At 70.3% G+C, this 15334-nt stretch carries 19 protein-coding genes; 3 read left to right on the top strand and 16 right to left on the bottom strand.

All coding sequences use genetic code 11. The annotated features are described in order from the left end of the window. Nucleotides 1-20 precede the first annotated feature (20 nt). The 11 genes from Psi02_RS41145 to Psi02_RS27900 all read right to left on the bottom strand — a co-directional run bounded on the left by Psi02_RS41145 (nucleotide 21) and on the right by Psi02_RS27900 (nucleotide 9085). A complete protein-coding gene (locus Psi02_RS41145; protein ID WP_373317340.1) occupies nucleotides 21-125 on the bottom strand; it encodes a DUF6893 family small protein in 105 nt (34 codons plus the stop codon). Beyond that, nucleotides 119-643: a hydrogenase maturation protease gene (locus tag Psi02_RS27855; RefSeq protein ID WP_203978637.1), complete on the bottom strand. Its 525-nt coding sequence runs from the start codon at nucleotides 641-643 to the stop codon at nucleotides 119-121. The genes Psi02_RS41145 and Psi02_RS27855 overlap by 7 nt, the downstream gene beginning before the upstream one ends. Continuing rightward, nucleotides 640-2187: a hypothetical protein gene (locus Psi02_RS27860; protein ID WP_203978638.1), complete on the bottom strand. Its 1548-nt coding sequence runs from the start codon at nucleotides 2185-2187 to the stop codon at nucleotides 640-642. Before Psi02_RS27860 ends, Psi02_RS27855 begins: the two co-directional genes overlap by 4 nt. Further along, entirely contained in the window at nucleotides 2184-2828 is a 645-nt protein-coding gene (locus Psi02_RS27865; protein ID WP_203978639.1) for a DUF6084 family protein, read from the bottom strand. The genes Psi02_RS27860 and Psi02_RS27865 overlap by 4 nt, the downstream gene beginning before the upstream one ends. Then, complete coding sequence (locus tag Psi02_RS27870) at nucleotides 2825-3631, bottom strand: DUF5947 family protein (RefSeq protein ID WP_239095209.1); 807 nt, start codon at nucleotides 3629-3631, stop codon at nucleotides 2825-2827. Before Psi02_RS27870 ends, Psi02_RS27865 begins: the two co-directional genes overlap by 4 nt. After that, complete coding sequence (locus tag Psi02_RS27875; protein WP_203978640.1) at nucleotides 3628-4311, bottom strand: NifU family protein; 684 nt, start codon at nucleotides 4309-4311, stop codon at nucleotides 3628-3630. Before Psi02_RS27875 ends, Psi02_RS27870 begins: the two co-directional genes overlap by 4 nt. 53 nt (nucleotides 4312-4364) lie before the next feature. Then, nucleotides 4365-6152: a nickel-dependent hydrogenase large subunit gene (locus tag Psi02_RS27880; protein WP_203978641.1), complete on the bottom strand. Its 1788-nt coding sequence runs from the start codon at nucleotides 6150-6152 to the stop codon at nucleotides 4365-4367. A 1-nt stretch (nucleotide 6153) separates the two neighbouring features. Further along, entirely contained in the window at nucleotides 6154-7230 is a 1077-nt protein-coding gene (locus Psi02_RS27885) for an NADH-quinone oxidoreductase subunit B family protein (RefSeq protein WP_203978642.1), read from the bottom strand. A gap of 139 nt (nucleotides 7231-7369) precedes the next feature. Continuing rightward, nucleotides 7370-8101 (bottom strand): D-sedoheptulose-7-phosphate isomerase, encoded by a 732-nt coding sequence (locus tag Psi02_RS27890; protein WP_203978643.1) that lies wholly within the window; start codon nucleotides 8099-8101, stop codon nucleotides 7370-7372. Further along, nucleotides 8088-8462 (bottom strand): HypC/HybG/HupF family hydrogenase formation chaperone, encoded by a 375-nt coding sequence (locus Psi02_RS27895; protein ID WP_203978644.1) that lies wholly within the window; start codon nucleotides 8460-8462, stop codon nucleotides 8088-8090. The genes Psi02_RS27890 and Psi02_RS27895 overlap by 14 nt, the downstream gene beginning before the upstream one ends. Beyond that, nucleotides 8459-9085 carry a D-sedoheptulose-7-phosphate isomerase gene (locus Psi02_RS27900; RefSeq protein WP_203978645.1) on the bottom strand — a complete coding sequence of 209 codons (627 nt, stop codon included), beginning with the start codon at nucleotides 9083-9085 and terminating at the stop codon, nucleotides 8459-8461. Before Psi02_RS27900 ends, Psi02_RS27895 begins: the two co-directional genes overlap by 4 nt. Nucleotides 9086-9261: 176 nt before the next feature. On the opposite strand from Psi02_RS27900, the gene Psi02_RS27905 reads away from it, so the two are divergent. After that, a complete protein-coding gene (locus Psi02_RS27905) occupies nucleotides 9262-10218 on the top strand; it encodes an NAD-dependent epimerase/dehydratase family protein (RefSeq protein WP_203978646.1) in 957 nt (318 codons plus the stop codon). A 37-nt stretch (nucleotides 10219-10255) separates the two neighbouring features. Here the strand turns inward: Psi02_RS27905 and Psi02_RS27910 are convergent, their stop codons facing one another. Together Psi02_RS27910 and Psi02_RS27915 are read right to left on the bottom strand one after the other, a co-directional pair. Then, nucleotides 10256-10657 carry a DUF3224 domain-containing protein gene (locus Psi02_RS27910; RefSeq protein WP_203978647.1) on the bottom strand — a complete coding sequence of 134 codons (402 nt, stop codon included), beginning with the start codon at nucleotides 10655-10657 and terminating at the stop codon, nucleotides 10256-10258. A 176-nt stretch (nucleotides 10658-10833) separates the two neighbouring features. After that, entirely contained in the window at nucleotides 10834-11292 is a 459-nt protein-coding gene (locus tag Psi02_RS27915) for a nuclear transport factor 2 family protein (RefSeq protein WP_203978648.1), read from the bottom strand. Nucleotides 11293-11389: 97 nt separating this feature from the next. On the opposite strand from Psi02_RS27915, the gene Psi02_RS27920 reads away from it, so the two are divergent. Further along, a complete protein-coding gene (locus Psi02_RS27920; RefSeq protein WP_203978649.1) occupies nucleotides 11390-11953 on the top strand; it encodes a TetR/AcrR family transcriptional regulator in 564 nt (187 codons plus the stop codon). Between the two features lie 150 nt (nucleotides 11954-12103). Next, complete coding sequence (locus tag Psi02_RS27925) at nucleotides 12104-12802, top strand: ATP-binding protein (RefSeq protein ID WP_203978656.1); 699 nt, start codon at nucleotides 12104-12106, stop codon at nucleotides 12800-12802. Between the two features lie 156 nt (nucleotides 12803-12958). Here the strand turns inward: Psi02_RS27925 and Psi02_RS27930 are convergent, their stop codons facing one another. The 3 genes from Psi02_RS27930 to Psi02_RS27940 form a co-directional block, all read right to left on the bottom strand. Beyond that, nucleotides 12959-13708: an SRPBCC family protein gene (locus tag Psi02_RS27930; protein WP_203978666.1), complete on the bottom strand. Its 750-nt coding sequence runs from the start codon at nucleotides 13706-13708 to the stop codon at nucleotides 12959-12961. A gap of 1 nt (nucleotide 13709) precedes the next feature. After that, a complete protein-coding gene (locus Psi02_RS40815; RefSeq protein ID WP_203978668.1) occupies nucleotides 13710-14378 on the bottom strand; it encodes a winged helix-turn-helix domain-containing protein in 669 nt (222 codons plus the stop codon). 370 nt (nucleotides 14379-14748) lie between these two features. Then, entirely contained in the window at nucleotides 14749-15198 is a 450-nt protein-coding gene (locus Psi02_RS27940; RefSeq protein ID WP_203978670.1) for a universal stress protein, read from the bottom strand. Nucleotides 15199-15334: the final 136 nt, after the last annotated feature.

Here is a 15334-nt window from a genome sequence, read left to right on the forward strand (position 1 = left end):
TTCCTGGTCGGCGAGGGGTGTCACATCTTGCGGATCTCCATGTAGCGCCTCAGGTCGGGCATCGCCCGGTAGACCATGACTCCGACGGTGACGACGGCGGCGCCGATGACGAGTCGTCTCAACATGTCCGCTCCTCTTGCTGGGCAGGTGGGTGGGCGGGTGCGTGGTCGTGGTGGTCCGCGTTGATGTGCTGTTCGATGAGGTCGGCGACGACGGACGCGGCCTTGGGCACGGCGTCGGCGACGGGCGGGGTGAGCTCCATGCCGGGTGAGGTGTCGGCGGGTTCGCAGCCGACGATCAGCACCTGGCCCGCTCCCCCGCCGAAGGTGCCGGCCAGGGCGAGCACGGTGTCCGGCGTCAGGGCGTGGGCGTCGACGAAGGCCGCCCCGCGCTGCCGCTCAGGTGGGGGTTCCAGCACGTAGACGGTGCCGGGTGCGCCGCCGCGGGCGGTGGCGTCGACCAGGATGGTGAGGTCGTAGCCGCCGCTGGTGAGCTCGTAGGCGAGGTGGATGCCGCGGATGCCGAAGTCGGCGACCCGCGCCTGTTCGGGCAGGTCGACGTCGGCCAGGTGCCTGGCGACGGCGACGCCGAACCCGTCGTCGCGCAGGAAGATGTTTCCCACTCCCGCGACCAGGATCTTCATGGGTGCGCCTCCTCGTCGCCGAGCGGCTCCACCTCGTCGGGTGCGAAGTAGAGGAAACGCCCTTGGGTTCGTTGCAGGTCGGCGGCCGGGTCGTCGGCGAGGGTGACCGCCAGGTGACGTGATCCGTCCACGTCGAGGAACACCGCCTCGACATGGGCGACCTTCCCGGTGAGGAACATGTCGTGGGCGTCGGCGCGGCGTTTGCCGGGATTGAGGCGGACGCGGCTGCCCTTGGCGAGCGGGACTCCGGAGACGGTGACGGTGTCGGTCTCCGGTGAGACGCGCGCGTCGGTGCCGGGGTCCCACCACGGTTTGCCGGGTGCCGCACCCGCAATGCCCGGGTCCGCGGCATGACCGTTCGTGCGGCCGCCGGCCAGCCCGGGAACACCAGGAACCCCGGGGGCACCGCCGGGGCCGGAGACACCGGAATCACCGGAGAAGCCGGGGAAGCCCGCCAGGGCCGGACCGCCGGGGCCTGTCGAAGCAGGCATCGTCGTGGCGGGAGCGGCGGGATGCGACGGCGCGCCGAGGTATCTGATGACGCCGTGCAGCCGCTCGACCAGTTCGGGCGGCAACTCCCGCGCCCTGCGGAGGATCTCGGCCGCTCGCGGGTCGGTCGCCGCCGCCTCCCGCGTCTCCTCGTCGGTCAGCGTGATCGCCCGCAGGTGGAGCATCTCGTCGATCTCGGTCGAGTCGAACATGTCGCCCTGGCTCTCCGGGGCGATGTCCGGGTAGTCGTAGAGGATGATCGGCGAGGACAACATCAGCGAGCGGTCGCCCGGCTCGCCGACCAGGACCGGCCAGACATGCTGGTTCCTGCAGCCGTCGACGGCGGGACCCGCCCATTCCGGTGGGTCGATCAGGGAGACGAATCCTCCCCGGGTGGTCCCGATGAGCAGGTGCGCCGCGATCAGCGACCGGCGCAGCGCCTCCTCACGAGGCGCCCCCGGCTCGTCCCAGGAACTCGTGTTCCTCGTCTCGATGTGCAGCTTGACCAGCCCGTACGGCCCGGCCTGCCGCGCCGCGGAGACGCGGAGCCTGGCGTCGATGGGCTGCTGCTCCGACACCACCCGGCCCAGAGGTTCGCCCGCCGGCGACAGGATCGGCTCGGCCGTCCTGCCCCCGGCGACCTGGACCTCGACGGAGTGTTCCTCGGCGAGGAGGTCACGCAGCGGCAGGACGGCCTCCGCCTCACGCTCGGTCGCGTCGTCGAAGCCGAGGTACACGGTCTCGCCGCTGGTCAGCTCGGGCACGGCCCGGTAGCCGCCGTCGCCGGTCGGCTCCTCGACGGTGCGGGATCTGATGTGGAGGAACCGCAGACGCAGATGGACGTCGGCGTCCTCGGCGTCGCCGCCGGCCTCGAGGAGACATTCGGTCACGCTCCTGGACGGCTCGGCGGTGGCCGGGTAGCCGGCCGGGACGAGCACGCCGAACTGCCAGCGGAGCTGGTTCTTGGCCGCCGAGGCGCGATACGGGTAGAGCAGGTAGCCCTCGTACAGGACGGCGTCGGCCACCCGCCGGGCGATGTCCATGGGGACGCTCACTTCTGGGCCTCCTTGAGTCCCCGGGCCTCGCCCAGAAGCATGTCGATGGCGTCGTCCCAGGTGGGAACGGCGTGTTCGGATTTGTAGCGGTGGAGCGCCCGCAGGGTGTCGCGCCGCAGCAGCAGCCAGCCGGAGCCGGGGAAGTAGCGGTCCATGAGTTCGCGCCACACCGCGACCGGCAGCCGATGGCGGCTCTCGCAGTGCCAGGGCACCTGCCGTACGGTGAAGCCGCTCTCGGTCCGGACGAACACCGTGCCGCTGAACAGCAGGATGAGCGGGATCTCGCCGTCGTCGAGCGCGGCGAAGTACTTCCCGGCGGCGACTTCCAGGTCGTAGGTGAACGGCACCTGCAGGTCGATCTCGGTGGAGCCCTCGAAGCCGGGGACCATGACGGAGACGCCGGCGAGGTGCAGGGGTTTGAGGGTCTCCCCCCAGCGGGACGGCTCTCCGAACAGGTCGCCGAGCAGCGCGGCTTCGGCGGGGCCGTACCTCCTGCGCTGGGGCTCGATGCGGATCTGGCAGTGCAGCAGGATGGCGTGGACCGGTGAGGGGTCGGTGATCCGGAGGCGGAAGTCCATGGTGGGCGAGGCCGCGTAGGGCTCCGGCCGTGCGCCCAGGCAGTCGAACCGCGGTTCGCTCACGAGCGCCCGCCTCCCCGGTCGTCGCCGCCCGGTTCGTACGGCACGGCCTGGCCCTGCCGTACGAGTTCGGCGAAGAAGCCGTCGATGGCGGCCCAGGCCTCCTCGCCTCCGCTGAACCCCTTCCAGTGCAGCCGGACGAGGCCGACCAGTTCGTAGCAGGCGGAGATCGGCACGAGGTGGCAGACGAAGGCTCCCGCGCGGTCGGTGCCGGCGCCGCGGTCGATGAGCAGCGCCTCGACATCGGGCTCCGCCCCGGGAAGCTCGGGGTTGGCCGCGAGGATCCGCTCCCAGGCCGGGATCGGGAGCAGCGATTCGGTGGCGCCGGCGGGGCTGGGATAGAACGCGACGGCGTGGCCGAGCGCGGAGTTGTGGAAGAAGAACGCCGTGCGGACCGGGATCTGCAGTTCGTCCCAGTCGGCGGCCGACATCCGGAACGCCGGGGCGTGCAGGTAGCGGCGCGGCACGGCGCGGTAGCGGCCCTGCGCGGCGGGCGCGAAGAGCAGGTGACAGCCGGGGCAGGCGCACAGCAGTGCCCTGTCGTCCATGTCGACGACGTGGCCGTGGTCCTGTCCGACGGGTTCGGAGCACAGCTCGCACCGGGTGCCCTCCGCCGGGCGCCGCGCCGTTCCAGGACCGGCGGCCGGAGACACCGGTGCCGGGTGAGCCTGCTGCTGGGCGCGCTGATGGTCCTGGCGGTCCTGATGGCGGTCCAGATGGTGGTTCTGGTGTGGATCCTGGTGCTGGTCCTGGTGGTGGGTTCGCGGCGGCGGCTCACGGAACCGGCGCAGCCCGCTCCCCGTCACGAGATCTCCTCCGGCACCGGGCAGGGCCCCGGCGGGCGCCGCTGGATCTGCAGCAGCGGCCGGCCGGCGCCATGTCCGTTCGAGGGTCCGGGCCCGGCGCCGTGGTCATGATCGTGACGCCCGGCGCCGCCGTTGATGTCGTCGTCGGGGTCGAGTCCTTCGACGTCGACCCTGGTCACCTCGGGTGCCGCCCGCGTGATGGCCCGTTCGATGGCGCCGGTGACGGTCAACCGGGAGGACGGGCAGCCGTGACAGGTTCCTTCGAGCCGCAGCCGCACCACTCCCGAGGGATCGACCCCGACCAGTTCCACTCCCCCGTCGTGCAGCCCGAGATGCGGCCGGACCTCCTCCAGCGCGGCCAGCACCCGGTCGGCCGTCCCCAGCGGGTGCAGGTCGTGCACGATGAGCAGGCCGGAGACGAGGTCGTCGGTGGTGAGCCGGTGCAGGACCTCGGCGGCCTCGGCCCCGGTGACCGTCCGCATGACACGCTCGAGGGCCTCGCCGTACAGGCCGACGAGGACCCTGACGAGTTCCTCGGCCTTCGACCGCGTGCCATGCGGGCCGAGTTCGGCGAGTTCGGCGATGAGCGCCTCGACCCGGGCCCCCGCCTCGTGGACGTCCGCCATGGGCCCGTCGGAGGCCGCGCCGGCCCTGGTGTTGTGGTCGCTGGCTTCGGGCATCTGCCCCGGGTTCCTTTCCGTCAGTCGGTCGTCAGCCGGTCACCGGGCGCCGGTCACGGCGCGGTGAAGGCGTGGGGGCTGTGCAACGTGCGCAGCAGCTTCCCTTCGCCGAGGTACATGTGCACGCCGCACGGCAGGCACGGGTCGAAGCTGCGGATGGCGCGCATGATGTCGATGCCCTTGAAGTTCTCCGGGGAGTTCTCCTCGAAGATGGGCGTGTTCTGCACCGCGTCCTCGTACGGCCCGGGCGTGCCGTAGCTGTCGCGGACGCTGGCGTTCCACGGCGTCGGCGGGTACGGATGGTAGTTGGCGATCTTGCCGTTCCTGATGACCATGTGGTGGGACAGGACGCCGCGGACGGCCTCGGTGAACCCGCAGCTGATCGCCTCGTCGGGAACGGTGAACGGCTCCCAGGTCTGCGTGCGGCCCTGCCGTACCTCGTTGAGGCCCTGCTCGGCGAAGTGGAGCGCGCAGGCCGCGACGTAGGCCTGGAAGTAGGAACGCGCGCGATTGCGTTCGAGGGCGTTGGACAGCGGCTCACCCTTGTACGTCGGGATCTTCCACTCGAACGTCTTCTCCGGCTTGGTGGCCGTCCGCGGGAGGTTGATCAGCACGCTGTGCCCGGTGGACTTGACGTAACCGATGTCGACGAGCCCGTTGAGCGCCGTCGACCACAGCCGCGCGATGGGTCCGCCGCCGGTGTCGAGGGCGAGCATGTCCTTCCCGTCGAACCAGCGGGGTGACATGACCCAGCTGTACTTGTCGGTGAAGTCGCGTTTCTGCGGCCGCGGGATGGTGTGCTGGTTCCACGGATGGCGGATGTCGACGGGGTTGCCGAGCGGGTCGTGGGTGACGAACGGGTCGGTGGCGCCCACCCAGTCGTCGTAGTAGGAACTGCCGAGCAGGATGCGGATGCCGAGGTTGATGTCGACGAGGTCGTTGGTGACCAGCCGTCCGTCGACGATGACGCCCGGCGTGACGAACATCTTCCGGCCCCAGTCGCCCATGTTCTCGTAGGTGAAGTCGCAGTGGTCGGGGTCGTTCAGGCTTCCCCAGCAGCCGAGCAGCACACGGCGGCGGCCGACGTTCTCGTAGCCGGGCAGCGCGTCGTAGAAGAAGTCGAACAGGTCGTCGTGCATCGGCACGACCCGCTTCATGAACTCGACGTAGCGCATCAGCCGGGTCATGTAGTCGGTGAACAACTGCACGGTCGCGACCGTGCCGACCCCGCCCGGGTAGAGGGTGGAGGGATGCACGTGCCTGCCCTCCATCAGGCAGAACATCTCGCGGGTGAGGCGGCTCATCGCCAGCGCCTCGCGGTAGAAGTCCCCCTCCAGGGGGTTGAGCGAGCGCATGATGTCGGCGATCGTCTTGTAGCCGTGGTCCTCGGCGTGCGGCGCCTCGGTCCGCTCGGCCTTGGCCAGGACGCCGGGGTTGGTCTCGCGGACCATCTTCTCGCAGTAGTCCACCCCCACCAGGTTCTCCTGGTAGATGTTGTGGTCGAACATGTATTCGGCGGCCTCGCCGCAGTTGATGATCCATTCGGCGAGGTGCGGCGGGCGTACGCCGTAGGCCATGTTCTGCGCGTAGACCGAGCAGGTGGCGTGGTTGTCGCCGCAGATGCCGCAGATCCTGCTGGTGATGAAGTGGGCGTCGCGGGGGTCCTTGCCCTTCATGAAGATGCTGTAGCCGCGGAAGATGGACGAGGTGCTGTAACACTCGGCCACCTGCCGATTGGCGAAGTCGATCTTGCAGTAGACGCCGAGACTGCCGACGATCCGGGTGATGGGATCCCAGGCCATCTCGACCAGCTCACGGCCTTGCTCCGATGAGGTCGTCATGTCAGCTCCAGGGCGCCTTGTATCCGGTGAGCAGCTCGCGGCCCTTCCTGCGCCACTTCGGCTCTTTGTCGACGGTTCTGAACGTGAAGCCGCGCAGCGTCCGGATGACCGAGCCGTACGCTTCGCTGATGGTGGAGGAGACGTGCGCGCCGGGCGGCTCGTCCATGAAGGGCATGAACTTGTCCGGGAAGCCCGGCATGGTGCAGGCGATGCAGATGCCGCCGACGTTGGGGCAGCCGCCGATGCCGTTCATCCAGCCGCGTTTGGGGACGTTGCACTTCACGACCGGCCCCCAGCAGCCGATCTTGACGAGGCACTCGGGTGTGCCGTACTCGGTGGCGAACTGGCCCTGCTCGTAGTAGCCCGCCCGGTCGCAGCCCTCGTGGACGGTGGCGGTGAACAGCCAGGTCGGGCGGAGCGCCTGGTCCAGCGGGATCATCGGCGCCTGCCCGGCGAGCTGGTAGAGCAGGTAGAGCACGGTCTCCGACAGGTTGTCCGGCTGGATGGGGCAGCCGGGCACGTTGACGATGGGCAGGCCGGCCTTCGACCGCCAGTCCCAGCCGAGGTAGTCGGCCACGCCCATGGCACCGGTCGGGTTGCCCGCCATGGCGTGGATGCCGCCGTAGGTGGCGCACGTGCCCGCGGCGATGATGCCGGTCGCGTTCGGCGCGAGCCGGTCGAGCCATTCGGGGACCGTCATGGGCTGGCCGGTGTCGGGGTTGTTGCCGAACCCGGTCCAGTAGCCCTCCCGCTTGAGCGACTCGTTGGGGATCGACCCCTCGACGACGAGGACGAACGGGTCGAGTTCGCCGCGCGCGGCCTTGAAGAACCATTCGATGAAGGCGTCGGCGCCCTGCATCGGGCCGGACTCGTAGTCGATCAGAGGCCAGTGCACGGCCACCTTGGGCAGCCCGGGGAACACGCCGAGCACGATGTCCTCGATGCTCGGCTGGGTCGCGGCGGTGAGGGCCACGGAATCGCCGTCACAGCTCAGGCCGGCGTTCATCCAGAGAATGTGGATGACCGGCTCTTCCTGCTTGCGCTGCTTGCTGGTCGCTGACTTCGTCGGCGTTGTCATGACGCCTCCCCGTCTCGATACCGTGTCGGTGACTGTCGCTGGCTGTGTCTGGCTGTCTAGGGCTTCGGACGCCGTGCCTCGTGCCGGGTTCGTCGCGTGATCTGCGGGTGCGCCTTCCCCGGTGTGCCGGTCTGCCCGGTCACGGTGGGCTGGACGCCGGCGTGGCCGCGGCACAGTCGTGCTCCGCCGCCGGACGGCCGGCCAGGACGTGCTGGATGACCTCCCACAGCACGTGGTAGACCGTCGTCTGCGTCTCCTGGATGCGGTGCACCGACGACGACGGGACGACGAAGAGGTGGTCGAGCACCCCTGCTTCGGAAAGTTCGGTGAGCATCCCGCCGTGCCCGCCGGCCAGGCCGACCGTGAGCATGCCCCGGCGTGCCGCCTCCTCGAAGGCCCGGGCCACGTTGGCCGAGCCCCCGCTGGTGGACAGCCCGAGCGCGACGTCGCCGCGGCGGCCGAGCGCGGCGAGTTGGCGGGCGAAGACCGCGTCGAAGCCCACGTCGTTGGACAGTGCCGTGACGACGGCGACGTCGGTGGTCAGCGACAGGGCGGGCAGCGGACGGCCATGGGCGGGACGCAGGAACGCGGTCGCCACCTCCTGGGCGTCGGTGCTGCTTCCGCCGTTGCCGAACGTGAACATCCGCCCGCCTCCGGCGAAGGCGCCGGCCATCCGCTCGGCGCACACGGCGACGCGGTCGCCGCACAACTCGGCCATCCGGCGGCGCAGCAGCACGATCTCGGTGGCCTTGCCCTCGGAGGACCGGGTGGCGTCGGCCCAGACCGGGGCCGGGTCGGCGGAGACCTCGTAGAGGAACGGGTACAGCTCCCGCATCCCCCGGCCGCGTGCCGGGTCCTCAGCGGCACCCATCGTCGTCCACCCTCGTGACGACGGCGATCGCCTCCTTGGCGTGCACCAGGATGGTGTCGCCCACGGCGGTCTCCACCAGCGCCACGCTGACCTCCTCCGGCTCGCCGTCGCCGGTGTCGACGACCGCCATGTCCCGGTACTTCAGGCGCACGACCGTGACCGGTATGGCCTCGTCGGAACACGTGACGCAGCCTCCGGTCGAGTGGCAGTCGTCAGCCGGGCCGCCGAAAGCGTCGTCGGGGTCGTCAGGGTCGCCGATCTCGCCGAATTCGCCGATGAAGAGGTCGCTCAAGCGGTCGTCCGAGCCGTTATCCGAGCCGTCGCGCGGACGGCCGCCGGGCTCGCCGGTGGGTTCGTTCATGTGAGGGCCTCCCCGCCCTGTTCGAGAAAGACGTGGACCAGTTCCCACAGCAGGTGATAGGTCGTGACGTGGATCTCTTTGACCACGGCGGGGTCGGTCGAGGCGACGGCTATGACGTGGTCGGCGCGCGTCATGGGTCCGGCACGATCTGCATGGTCCGCACGGTCTGCATGGTGTGCACCCGTCAGGGCGACGGTCAGCAGGCCCAGATCACGGGCGGCCGCAAGGCCCTGCCGTACGGCGGAGCATCCGCCGTCCCGGGAGATCCCCAGCGCGATGTCGCCCGGGTCCGCCCAGTGGCGCACCTGATGGGCGAACACCTCGGCAATCCCGTCGTCGGTGCCGACCGCGGAGACCGTCGCGGCGTCGTTGCTGAGCGCCATGGCGGGCAACGCCGGTTTGCCCACGATGACGGGGTGCATGAACTCGACGGCGACGTGGGCGGCGTCGGTGCCCGCCCCTCCGCTGCCGAAGACGATGAGCTTCCCGCCGCGGCGGAACCGCACGGCCATGTCACGGGCCGTGCGGGTGATCAGCTCCGCGTCGCGCGCCAGAGCGCCGCCGGCGGTGTTCCGGCGGGCGAAGGCCTCACGTGCGACCTGCTCGAGCGATGCGACGGACATGTGACGCTCCTTGACGGTAGTCGTCAGGCTACGGTGGGTGTCCGAGGACGAGATACCTCGAGCGTCACAACCCCGAGTAAAGCTCTTATCGCGGGCGTAATCCCCTGTCTCCGGCAGGACATCGCGACGCGTGCCACCGGGGCAGCGGGGACGCGGCAGGACTACCATCCGCCGCTATGCGGATTCTGATTCTGGGCGGCACCTCGTTCGTGGGCCGGGCCATCGTCGACGAAGCGCGGCAGACCGGCGCCGACGTGACTCTCTTCTCCCGCGGCAGAACCGGCCCCGAGTTGTTCCCCGACCTGCCGCGCCGCATCGGCGACCGTGACGCCGGCGACTACACGGCGCTGCGTGACGGTGCCTGGGACGCGGTGGTGGACGTCAGCGGCTACGTGCCCCGGCACGTACGGCAGGCCTCCGACGCGATCGGCGAGCAGGTCGGCCGGTACCTGTTCATCTCCAGCAACGCGGTCTACCGGCCCGGTTACGGGCCGGGCTCGGACGAGGACGCGCCGCGCCTCCCGGCCGAGCGGGACACCGAACAGATCGGGGCCGACACCTACGGACCGCTCAAGGTGGCCTGCGAGGACGACCTGCTGGACAGGTTCGGGCAGCGGGCGACGATCGTGCGGCCCGGGGTCGTGGCCGGGCCGTACGACAACCAGGACCTGTTCACGTACTGGGTGCGCCGGGCCGCGCGCGGTGGACGGGTCGCCCTGCCCGGACGTCCCGAACAGCCGGTGCAGGTGGTCGACTCACGTGACCTCGCCCGCCTCGTCCTGCGCCTGCTCGCCGACGACCGGCCGGGGGCCTTCAACGCGGTGGGTCCGGCCGAAGCGGTGACGCTGGCCGGGCTCGTCGAGACGTGCGCGGCCGCGGCCGGCGCCCACGTCGAGATCGTGCCGGTGCCGCCCGAGTCGGCGCCGCCCCGGTTCCCGCTGGTGCGCACCGACCCGGTCTGGGGGCTGACGTTCCAGCGCAGCGCCGCGCGCGCCCGTGCGGCCGGCATGCCCGCGACGCCGTTGGCCGTCACCGCCGCCGACGTCCTGGCCTGGGATCGCGAGCGGGGCCTGCCGCCGCTGTCCGTAGGCCTGTCCCCGGAGGAGGAGGACAGGCTTCTCGCCGGAACATGATCGGGCCTGCGTGAGGTCCCGGCCGGGGGGCTGTGGCCTACTCCACGGCGTAGTCGAGCGTGTAGGCGTGGCCGCCGTCCTCCAGGATCTCGATCCGGCCCTCGCCGCGCAGCCCGGTGAGTTCACCGGTTCCCGAGGTGGAGACGATCAGCCATCGCATCCAGGGCTTGCCGTCGTCGTCGCCGCCGCCCGCGCTGTGCTGCAGGACGAAGGTGCCCTTGCGGCCGCCGAGGGTTCCTTCGACATGCTCGATGCCGACGTAGGCCGCAGGGCCGGCCTCGGTGCCGACGGTCATGATCTCGGTGGTGCTGGTGCCCTCGAGGTCGCCGCGGAATGCCTTGGTGATGCGCGTCCGCCCGATCGTGGCGCCTGTCTTCTCCTCGGTGGCCACCTCTTCCCAACCGGTGATGTCGAACATGCCCGTCGCGTGATTCGTCATGTCTCGACCATGCCGCATCTTCCTGTCATCCGCCGTCAGGTATGACCGGCGTCAGGTATGACCGGCGGCCGCGGCGACAGGCCCACACGGCCTCCGGCCGCACTCTCCGCCCGCGCCGCCCATCGCCCGGCGCCGCCCGCAGCCATCATCCGCCATGCCGTCACGCCGCCACGCCGTCATCCGGGCAGTTCGCCGAGCGCCGCGGCCATGGCCGCCCCATCCTGATACTCCCGGACGTGCACGACCTTCCCGTCACGGACGCGGAGAACGGTGACGAACCCCGCCGACGCCTGGCGGCCGGTCGTGAGCACCGTGCCCGCGAGAAGGTATTCGGCGATGATCACCTCGGGATCGGCGGTCTCATGGATGACGAGGTCGCGAAACTCCTCGAACCGCACAGGCAGTGCGGCCCGGCCGGGCCCGGCGATCGCCTCGAACGCTGCTCTGCCCTCGACGCGGCGCGGCCGTCCCGGCGGGTTGAAGGGCCACTCGACCACCAGGTCGTCCGCGAGGTCGCCGCCGTACGCCGTGGGGCCGGCCGTGCTCGTCGCACGGTCCGTGTCGGCGTCTTCCGGGAAACCGGACAGCACGGCGTGCTGCCACCGGGTGAAGGCGTCGCGTGGGGTGAGGGTCATGACGTCCTGATTCCTTTCCGTGGGGTCCGGACTGCATGCCGTACACTCGGAGTCGTGACTCCGCTTAGAAAATACGGAGCGACGACTCCGTTTGTCAATGGGTGAGGGACGGCCGCTGCGAGCGGACGCCCAGCGAAACCGCGCGAAGATCCTCGACGCGGCCGAATCCGTCTTCGCGGCCCAGGGCCTGTCTGCCTCCACGGAGGATGTGGCGAAGGAGGCCGGCGTCGGCATCGGCACCGTCTTCCGCCATTTCCCCGTGAAGGAATCGCTGATCGAGGCGGTCTTCCTCGCCCGGGTGCGCAAACTGGCCGACAAGGCGGCGGCGTTGTCGGAGGCTCAGGCGGGCCCGGCGTTCTACGGGTTCTTCACCTACGCGGTGGAGCAGGCGGCGACACAGAGCGCCTACGCCGACGTGCTGTCGGAGGCCGCGGTCGCGGGCGGCGGCGAGGAGCCGTCCGTGGTCGGGGCGGAACTGGCGGCCACCGTCGAGACGTTGCTGGTCCGCGCGCAGCAGGCCGGAGCCGTCCGTACGGACATCGGTCCGGCCGAGTTGATCGCGTTGCTGATCGGAGCATCCCGGGCGGCGGAGCGGGTGAGTCCGGACGTCCGGCTTCGGGCGCTCGACATCGTGTTCGACGGACTTCGTCCTGTTCGGTGATGACATGAGCGCATCCGACAAGAAACTTGTCTGAATCCTGAAAACCCCGTCACTTCTCAACGTTCCATGACAGATGATCGGAGGCATGCGTCTTCCTCGGCTGCTCCCGCAGCCCGCGTCCGCCGGGGCCTTCCGGGAGTCACTCCGAGGATGTTGACCTCACCGTTCTCGTCCCATGGCGACCGGCGGGTCGCCGACAGGGTGTTCGGCTCCGCGCTGACCGCGCCGAGACGGGCCCGGGCCTTCGTGCGCTGTCAACTCGGCAGGTGGGAGCTGGCCAACCTCGCCGACACCGCCGAACTACTGGTGTCGGAGCTGGTGACCAACGCCGTGCACGCCACCAACCTCGTCCGCAACGCCCCGATCGCGTCGTCGATGTTCCCTGTGGCGTTGCGGATGGTCGCGCTCCGGCTGCGCGTCTCCTCCGGCCCGCGCAGCCTGTTCATCGAGGTGTGGGACGGGAGTGAGCGGGCGCCGGTGGTGGCCGAGAACGACACGTCCGCCGAGGGCGGTCGGGGGCTCGCCCTCGTCGGCACGTTGTCGACGAGCTGGGGCCACTACACCGCGCGCGACCGGGGGAAGATCGTCTGGTGCGAGGTCCCTCTCCCGCCGCCCGTTCTGGCAAGATCCGCCGCCAGGCCGGCCCGCGTCGCGGCCGCCATCGGCCGGAGGAAGGGCCCGGCCGGCGCCGACGACGCGTACAGGGGCCTGCCCCGGAGGGTCCGGCAACATCCGCAGGCCGAGCGGGCCGCGGGGCCGGATGAGATGACGCTGCTACGCGTCCTCGACGGTCTGCGCAACCTCGATGTCGCCGCTCCCGGCCGTGATGTGCTGGACGGTCCCGGCTGACAACGGCCGACCCGGCGCATTCCCCGTCTCCGGGCCTTCTGGCCGGTCCCCGAGCCGGTCATGGTGCCCCTGTCGTCCGCTCTCCATGATCATCATTGGTCGAGGTGGGCCCCCGGGGCGAAGTCCTCCGGGGGCCCAGGCCGTACCGGGCGGGTGTCAGGCGAAGGCGTGTGAGAGCCAGGACTGCCAGGCCTGCTCGGCCTTCTTGGCGTCCGCCTCGTCCGAGAAGCCGTGGCGTTCCACGAAGACGGACTCCTGGTAGCCGTGGATGAAGGTGTAGAGCGCGTCGCGAGTGACCACGATCACGGAGCCGGGCAGGTCGGCGAAGACGACGATACCCTCCTCCGGCACGAGCCCGTCGACGCCGAGCGTGACGCTGTCGCCAACGGCGGGCGTGCCGGTCAGCCCGAGCGCGGCGGTGACGATCCGGAGGGCCCGCTCGGCGTCGGCCACCTGCGGACCTGGAGCGAACAGGTTGGACGTGGAGGTCCGGCCGGAGAAGTGCTCGAGGTAGGCGGCGAGCTTGCGCAGGTACATGCCGTCGCCCTTGGACAGCGCGTCGTACTCCGCCTCCCAGTCGTCGCCGAGGAAGCCGCTGTGCACGAACCTGAGGGTGGTGCCGCTTCCCTCACGCCCCTCGATGATGTATTCGAACGCCATGAACGTGCCGTCGGGGTTCTCGTCGCCGCGATAGGCGAACCGCTTGCCCGGCTCCCATGCGGTCACGGTGGAATGGGCGGTGAAACCCATCAGGGTCATGTGGCCCCTGCCGCCCTCCCGCGGCTCGATCTCGGTGTGTCCCATGAACCAGGAGTCGACGCCCGGCCCGCTGGAGATCGCCTCCCACACCTGCTCAGGGGTGGCGTTCAGCTCGATTTCCTCGTTTACCTCGAACGGGTGCGTCATATCAAGACTCCTTACCTTCTGTAGTGATGTCCGGGTCGGGCGACCCGTCCGTGTCCACGGAGGGGACGTTCGCGGGGCCGATGTCCGGGGCGCGATGGACGGTGGGGTGGACGGCGACGATCACCCGGTGGTCACGCCCGCCCTCGGCGGTCTCGTCGTGGTACTTGCCGACCAGCGCCGCCACCGCACCCGCCAACTCCTCCGCGAACGCCGCCCGGTCGGCCGCCGACGCGAAGCGGACCTCCCCGTCCAGAGCGAACGTGGCCACCCGCCTGCGCGCCGCCGCCGCGCCCGTGATCAGCACACCCACGTCCCGCACCAACCGCGCCGCCACCGCCAGCAACCACCGCGCCGACAACCGATCCGGCGAACGCGACGGATCCGGCTGCACCGCCGCCAACGCCGCCGGCGAGATCACATACGACGCCGCCGTCGCCCGCATCACCCGCTCGGTCATATTGCCCTTACGGCGCTCCTCCACCAACTCCACCAGACCATGCCGCTCCAACGCCCTCAGGTGATAATTCACCTTCTGCCGCGGCAACCCCACCTTCGCCGCCAGCATCGTCGCCGACCCCGCCACCGCCAACTCCGCCAGCAACCGCGCCCGCACCGGATCCAGCGACACCTCAGCCGCCGCCGCATCCTCGATCACCGCCACCTCGAACATGCCCCCTACCATTCCACCGACAAGTAATAGTGTCAAGACACTGGAAATTGTCGGTAGTGATCGGTCGACCGGACCGGCTTTCCTGGCTGGGGGTTCATCCGGGAGGCGATCCGCAGACGCGTGAACGGCAGAGCGCCGGGCCACGCCGCGGCCTCAGGCGGCGGGACGATTGCGAGCCCGTCATGAGCTGGATGCGGGCGGGGTCGTGCGCCCGAAGAGGCGTCGCCGGCCTACAGGTGACGGCGCGACGGAGAACGGTGATTGGGAACGGTGAGGGCGGGTTCTCCCGGTCGTGGCATCCATGACGCTCAGAACTCACAGCGCTCAGGAACTCACGGCGCACTGATACTGCTCAGGGCACGACTAGTGCTCAGGGCACGACGGTCACGGGCCACCGGCCGGCGCGGACGAGGCGGATCGCCACCGAGCCCATGATGCGGTGACCCGCCTGAACCGAGGCGCCGACGACGACGGCGTCGGCTCTGACCTCGTCGGCGACGCGGATCAGCATGGACGCGGCGTCGCCCTGCTCGACGCGGAAGGTGTACGGAACCGGGGGATGGATGGTCTCCGAGACCCTGCTCACCCGCTCGACCAGATCGGTCGCCACCTCCTGGCCGGCCATGATGGCGGAGGCGGTGGCATCGGGCAGGAACGAGGTGATCGTGTTGGAGGAGGCGGCGAACACGAAGACCAGCCGGGAGCCCTGCCGGCGGGCGAGCCCCCACGCGTAGGCCGTCGCGCGCATCGAGGTGTCCGAGCCGTCGATTCCCACGACGATCACCTGAGGGCCGTCGGTGCCTAACTCGAACCCGCTCATATCGAGAGCTTATGGCCCGGCGGAGACGCTGATCCACCGCAGGGGCGGTGAACGGCGCGGACCGTGCGCCCGGTGCCCGGCCATGGTGGCGGCTGAAAACCTGTTGCGGAAATGTCGGTGCCGTTGGTTAAGGTCT

The organism is Planotetraspora silvatica, from assembly GCF_016863315.1.
GTDB classification, from domain to species: Bacteria; Actinomycetota; Actinomycetes; order Streptosporangiales; family Streptosporangiaceae; genus Planotetraspora; species Planotetraspora silvatica.

Excerpts from the sequence above, each read along its gene's own strand:
- Psi02_RS27900 (WP_203978645.1), bottom strand. The coding sequence starts at position 9,085 with ATGTCCGTCGCATCGCTCGAGCAGGTCGCACGTGAGGCCTTCGCCCGC.
- Psi02_RS27885 (WP_203978642.1), bottom strand. The coding sequence starts at position 7,230 with ATGACAACGCCGACGAAGTCAGCGACCAGCAAGCAGCGCAAGCAGGAA.
- Psi02_RS27905 (WP_203978646.1), top strand. The coding sequence starts at position 9,262 with ATGCGGATTCTGATTCTGGGCGGCACCTCGTTCGTGGGCCGGGCCATC.
- Psi02_RS27875 (WP_203978640.1), bottom strand. The coding sequence starts at position 4,311 with ATGCCCGAAGCCAGCGACCACAACACCAGGGCCGGCGCGGCCTCCGAC.
- Psi02_RS27925 (WP_203978656.1), top strand. The coding sequence starts at position 12,104 with ATGTTGACCTCACCGTTCTCGTCCCATGGCGACCGGCGGGTCGCCGAC.
- Psi02_RS27920 (WP_203978649.1), top strand. The coding sequence starts at position 11,390 with ATGGGTGAGGGACGGCCGCTGCGAGCGGACGCCCAGCGAAACCGCGCG.
- Psi02_RS27855 (WP_203978637.1), bottom strand. The coding sequence starts at position 643 with ATGAAGATCCTGGTCGCGGGAGTGGGAAACATCTTCCTGCGCGACGAC.
- Psi02_RS41145 (WP_373317340.1), bottom strand. The coding sequence starts at position 125 with ATGTTGAGACGACTCGTCATCGGCGCCGCCGTCGTCACCGTCGGAGTC.
- Psi02_RS27940 (WP_203978670.1), bottom strand. The coding sequence starts at position 15,198 with ATGAGCGGGTTCGAGTTAGGCACCGACGGCCCTCAGGTGATCGTCGTG.
- Psi02_RS27890 (WP_203978643.1), bottom strand. The coding sequence starts at position 8,101 with ATGGGTGCCGCTGAGGACCCGGCACGCGGCCGGGGGATGCGGGAGCTG.
- Psi02_RS27930 (WP_203978666.1), bottom strand. The coding sequence starts at position 13,708 with ATGACGCACCCGTTCGAGGTAAACGAGGAAATCGAGCTGAACGCCACC.
- Psi02_RS27910 (WP_203978647.1), bottom strand. The coding sequence starts at position 10,657 with ATGACGAATCACGCGACGGGCATGTTCGACATCACCGGTTGGGAAGAG.
- Psi02_RS27915 (WP_203978648.1), bottom strand. The coding sequence starts at position 11,292 with ATGACCCTCACCCCACGCGACGCCTTCACCCGGTGGCAGCACGCCGTG.
- Psi02_RS27880 (WP_203978641.1), bottom strand. The coding sequence starts at position 6,152 with ATGACGACCTCATCGGAGCAAGGCCGTGAGCTGGTCGAGATGGCCTGG.
- Psi02_RS27895 (WP_203978644.1), bottom strand. The coding sequence starts at position 8,462 with ATGAACGAACCCACCGGCGAGCCCGGCGGCCGTCCGCGCGACGGCTCG.
- Psi02_RS40815 (WP_203978668.1), bottom strand. The coding sequence starts at position 14,378 with ATGTTCGAGGTGGCGGTGATCGAGGATGCGGCGGCGGCTGAGGTGTCG.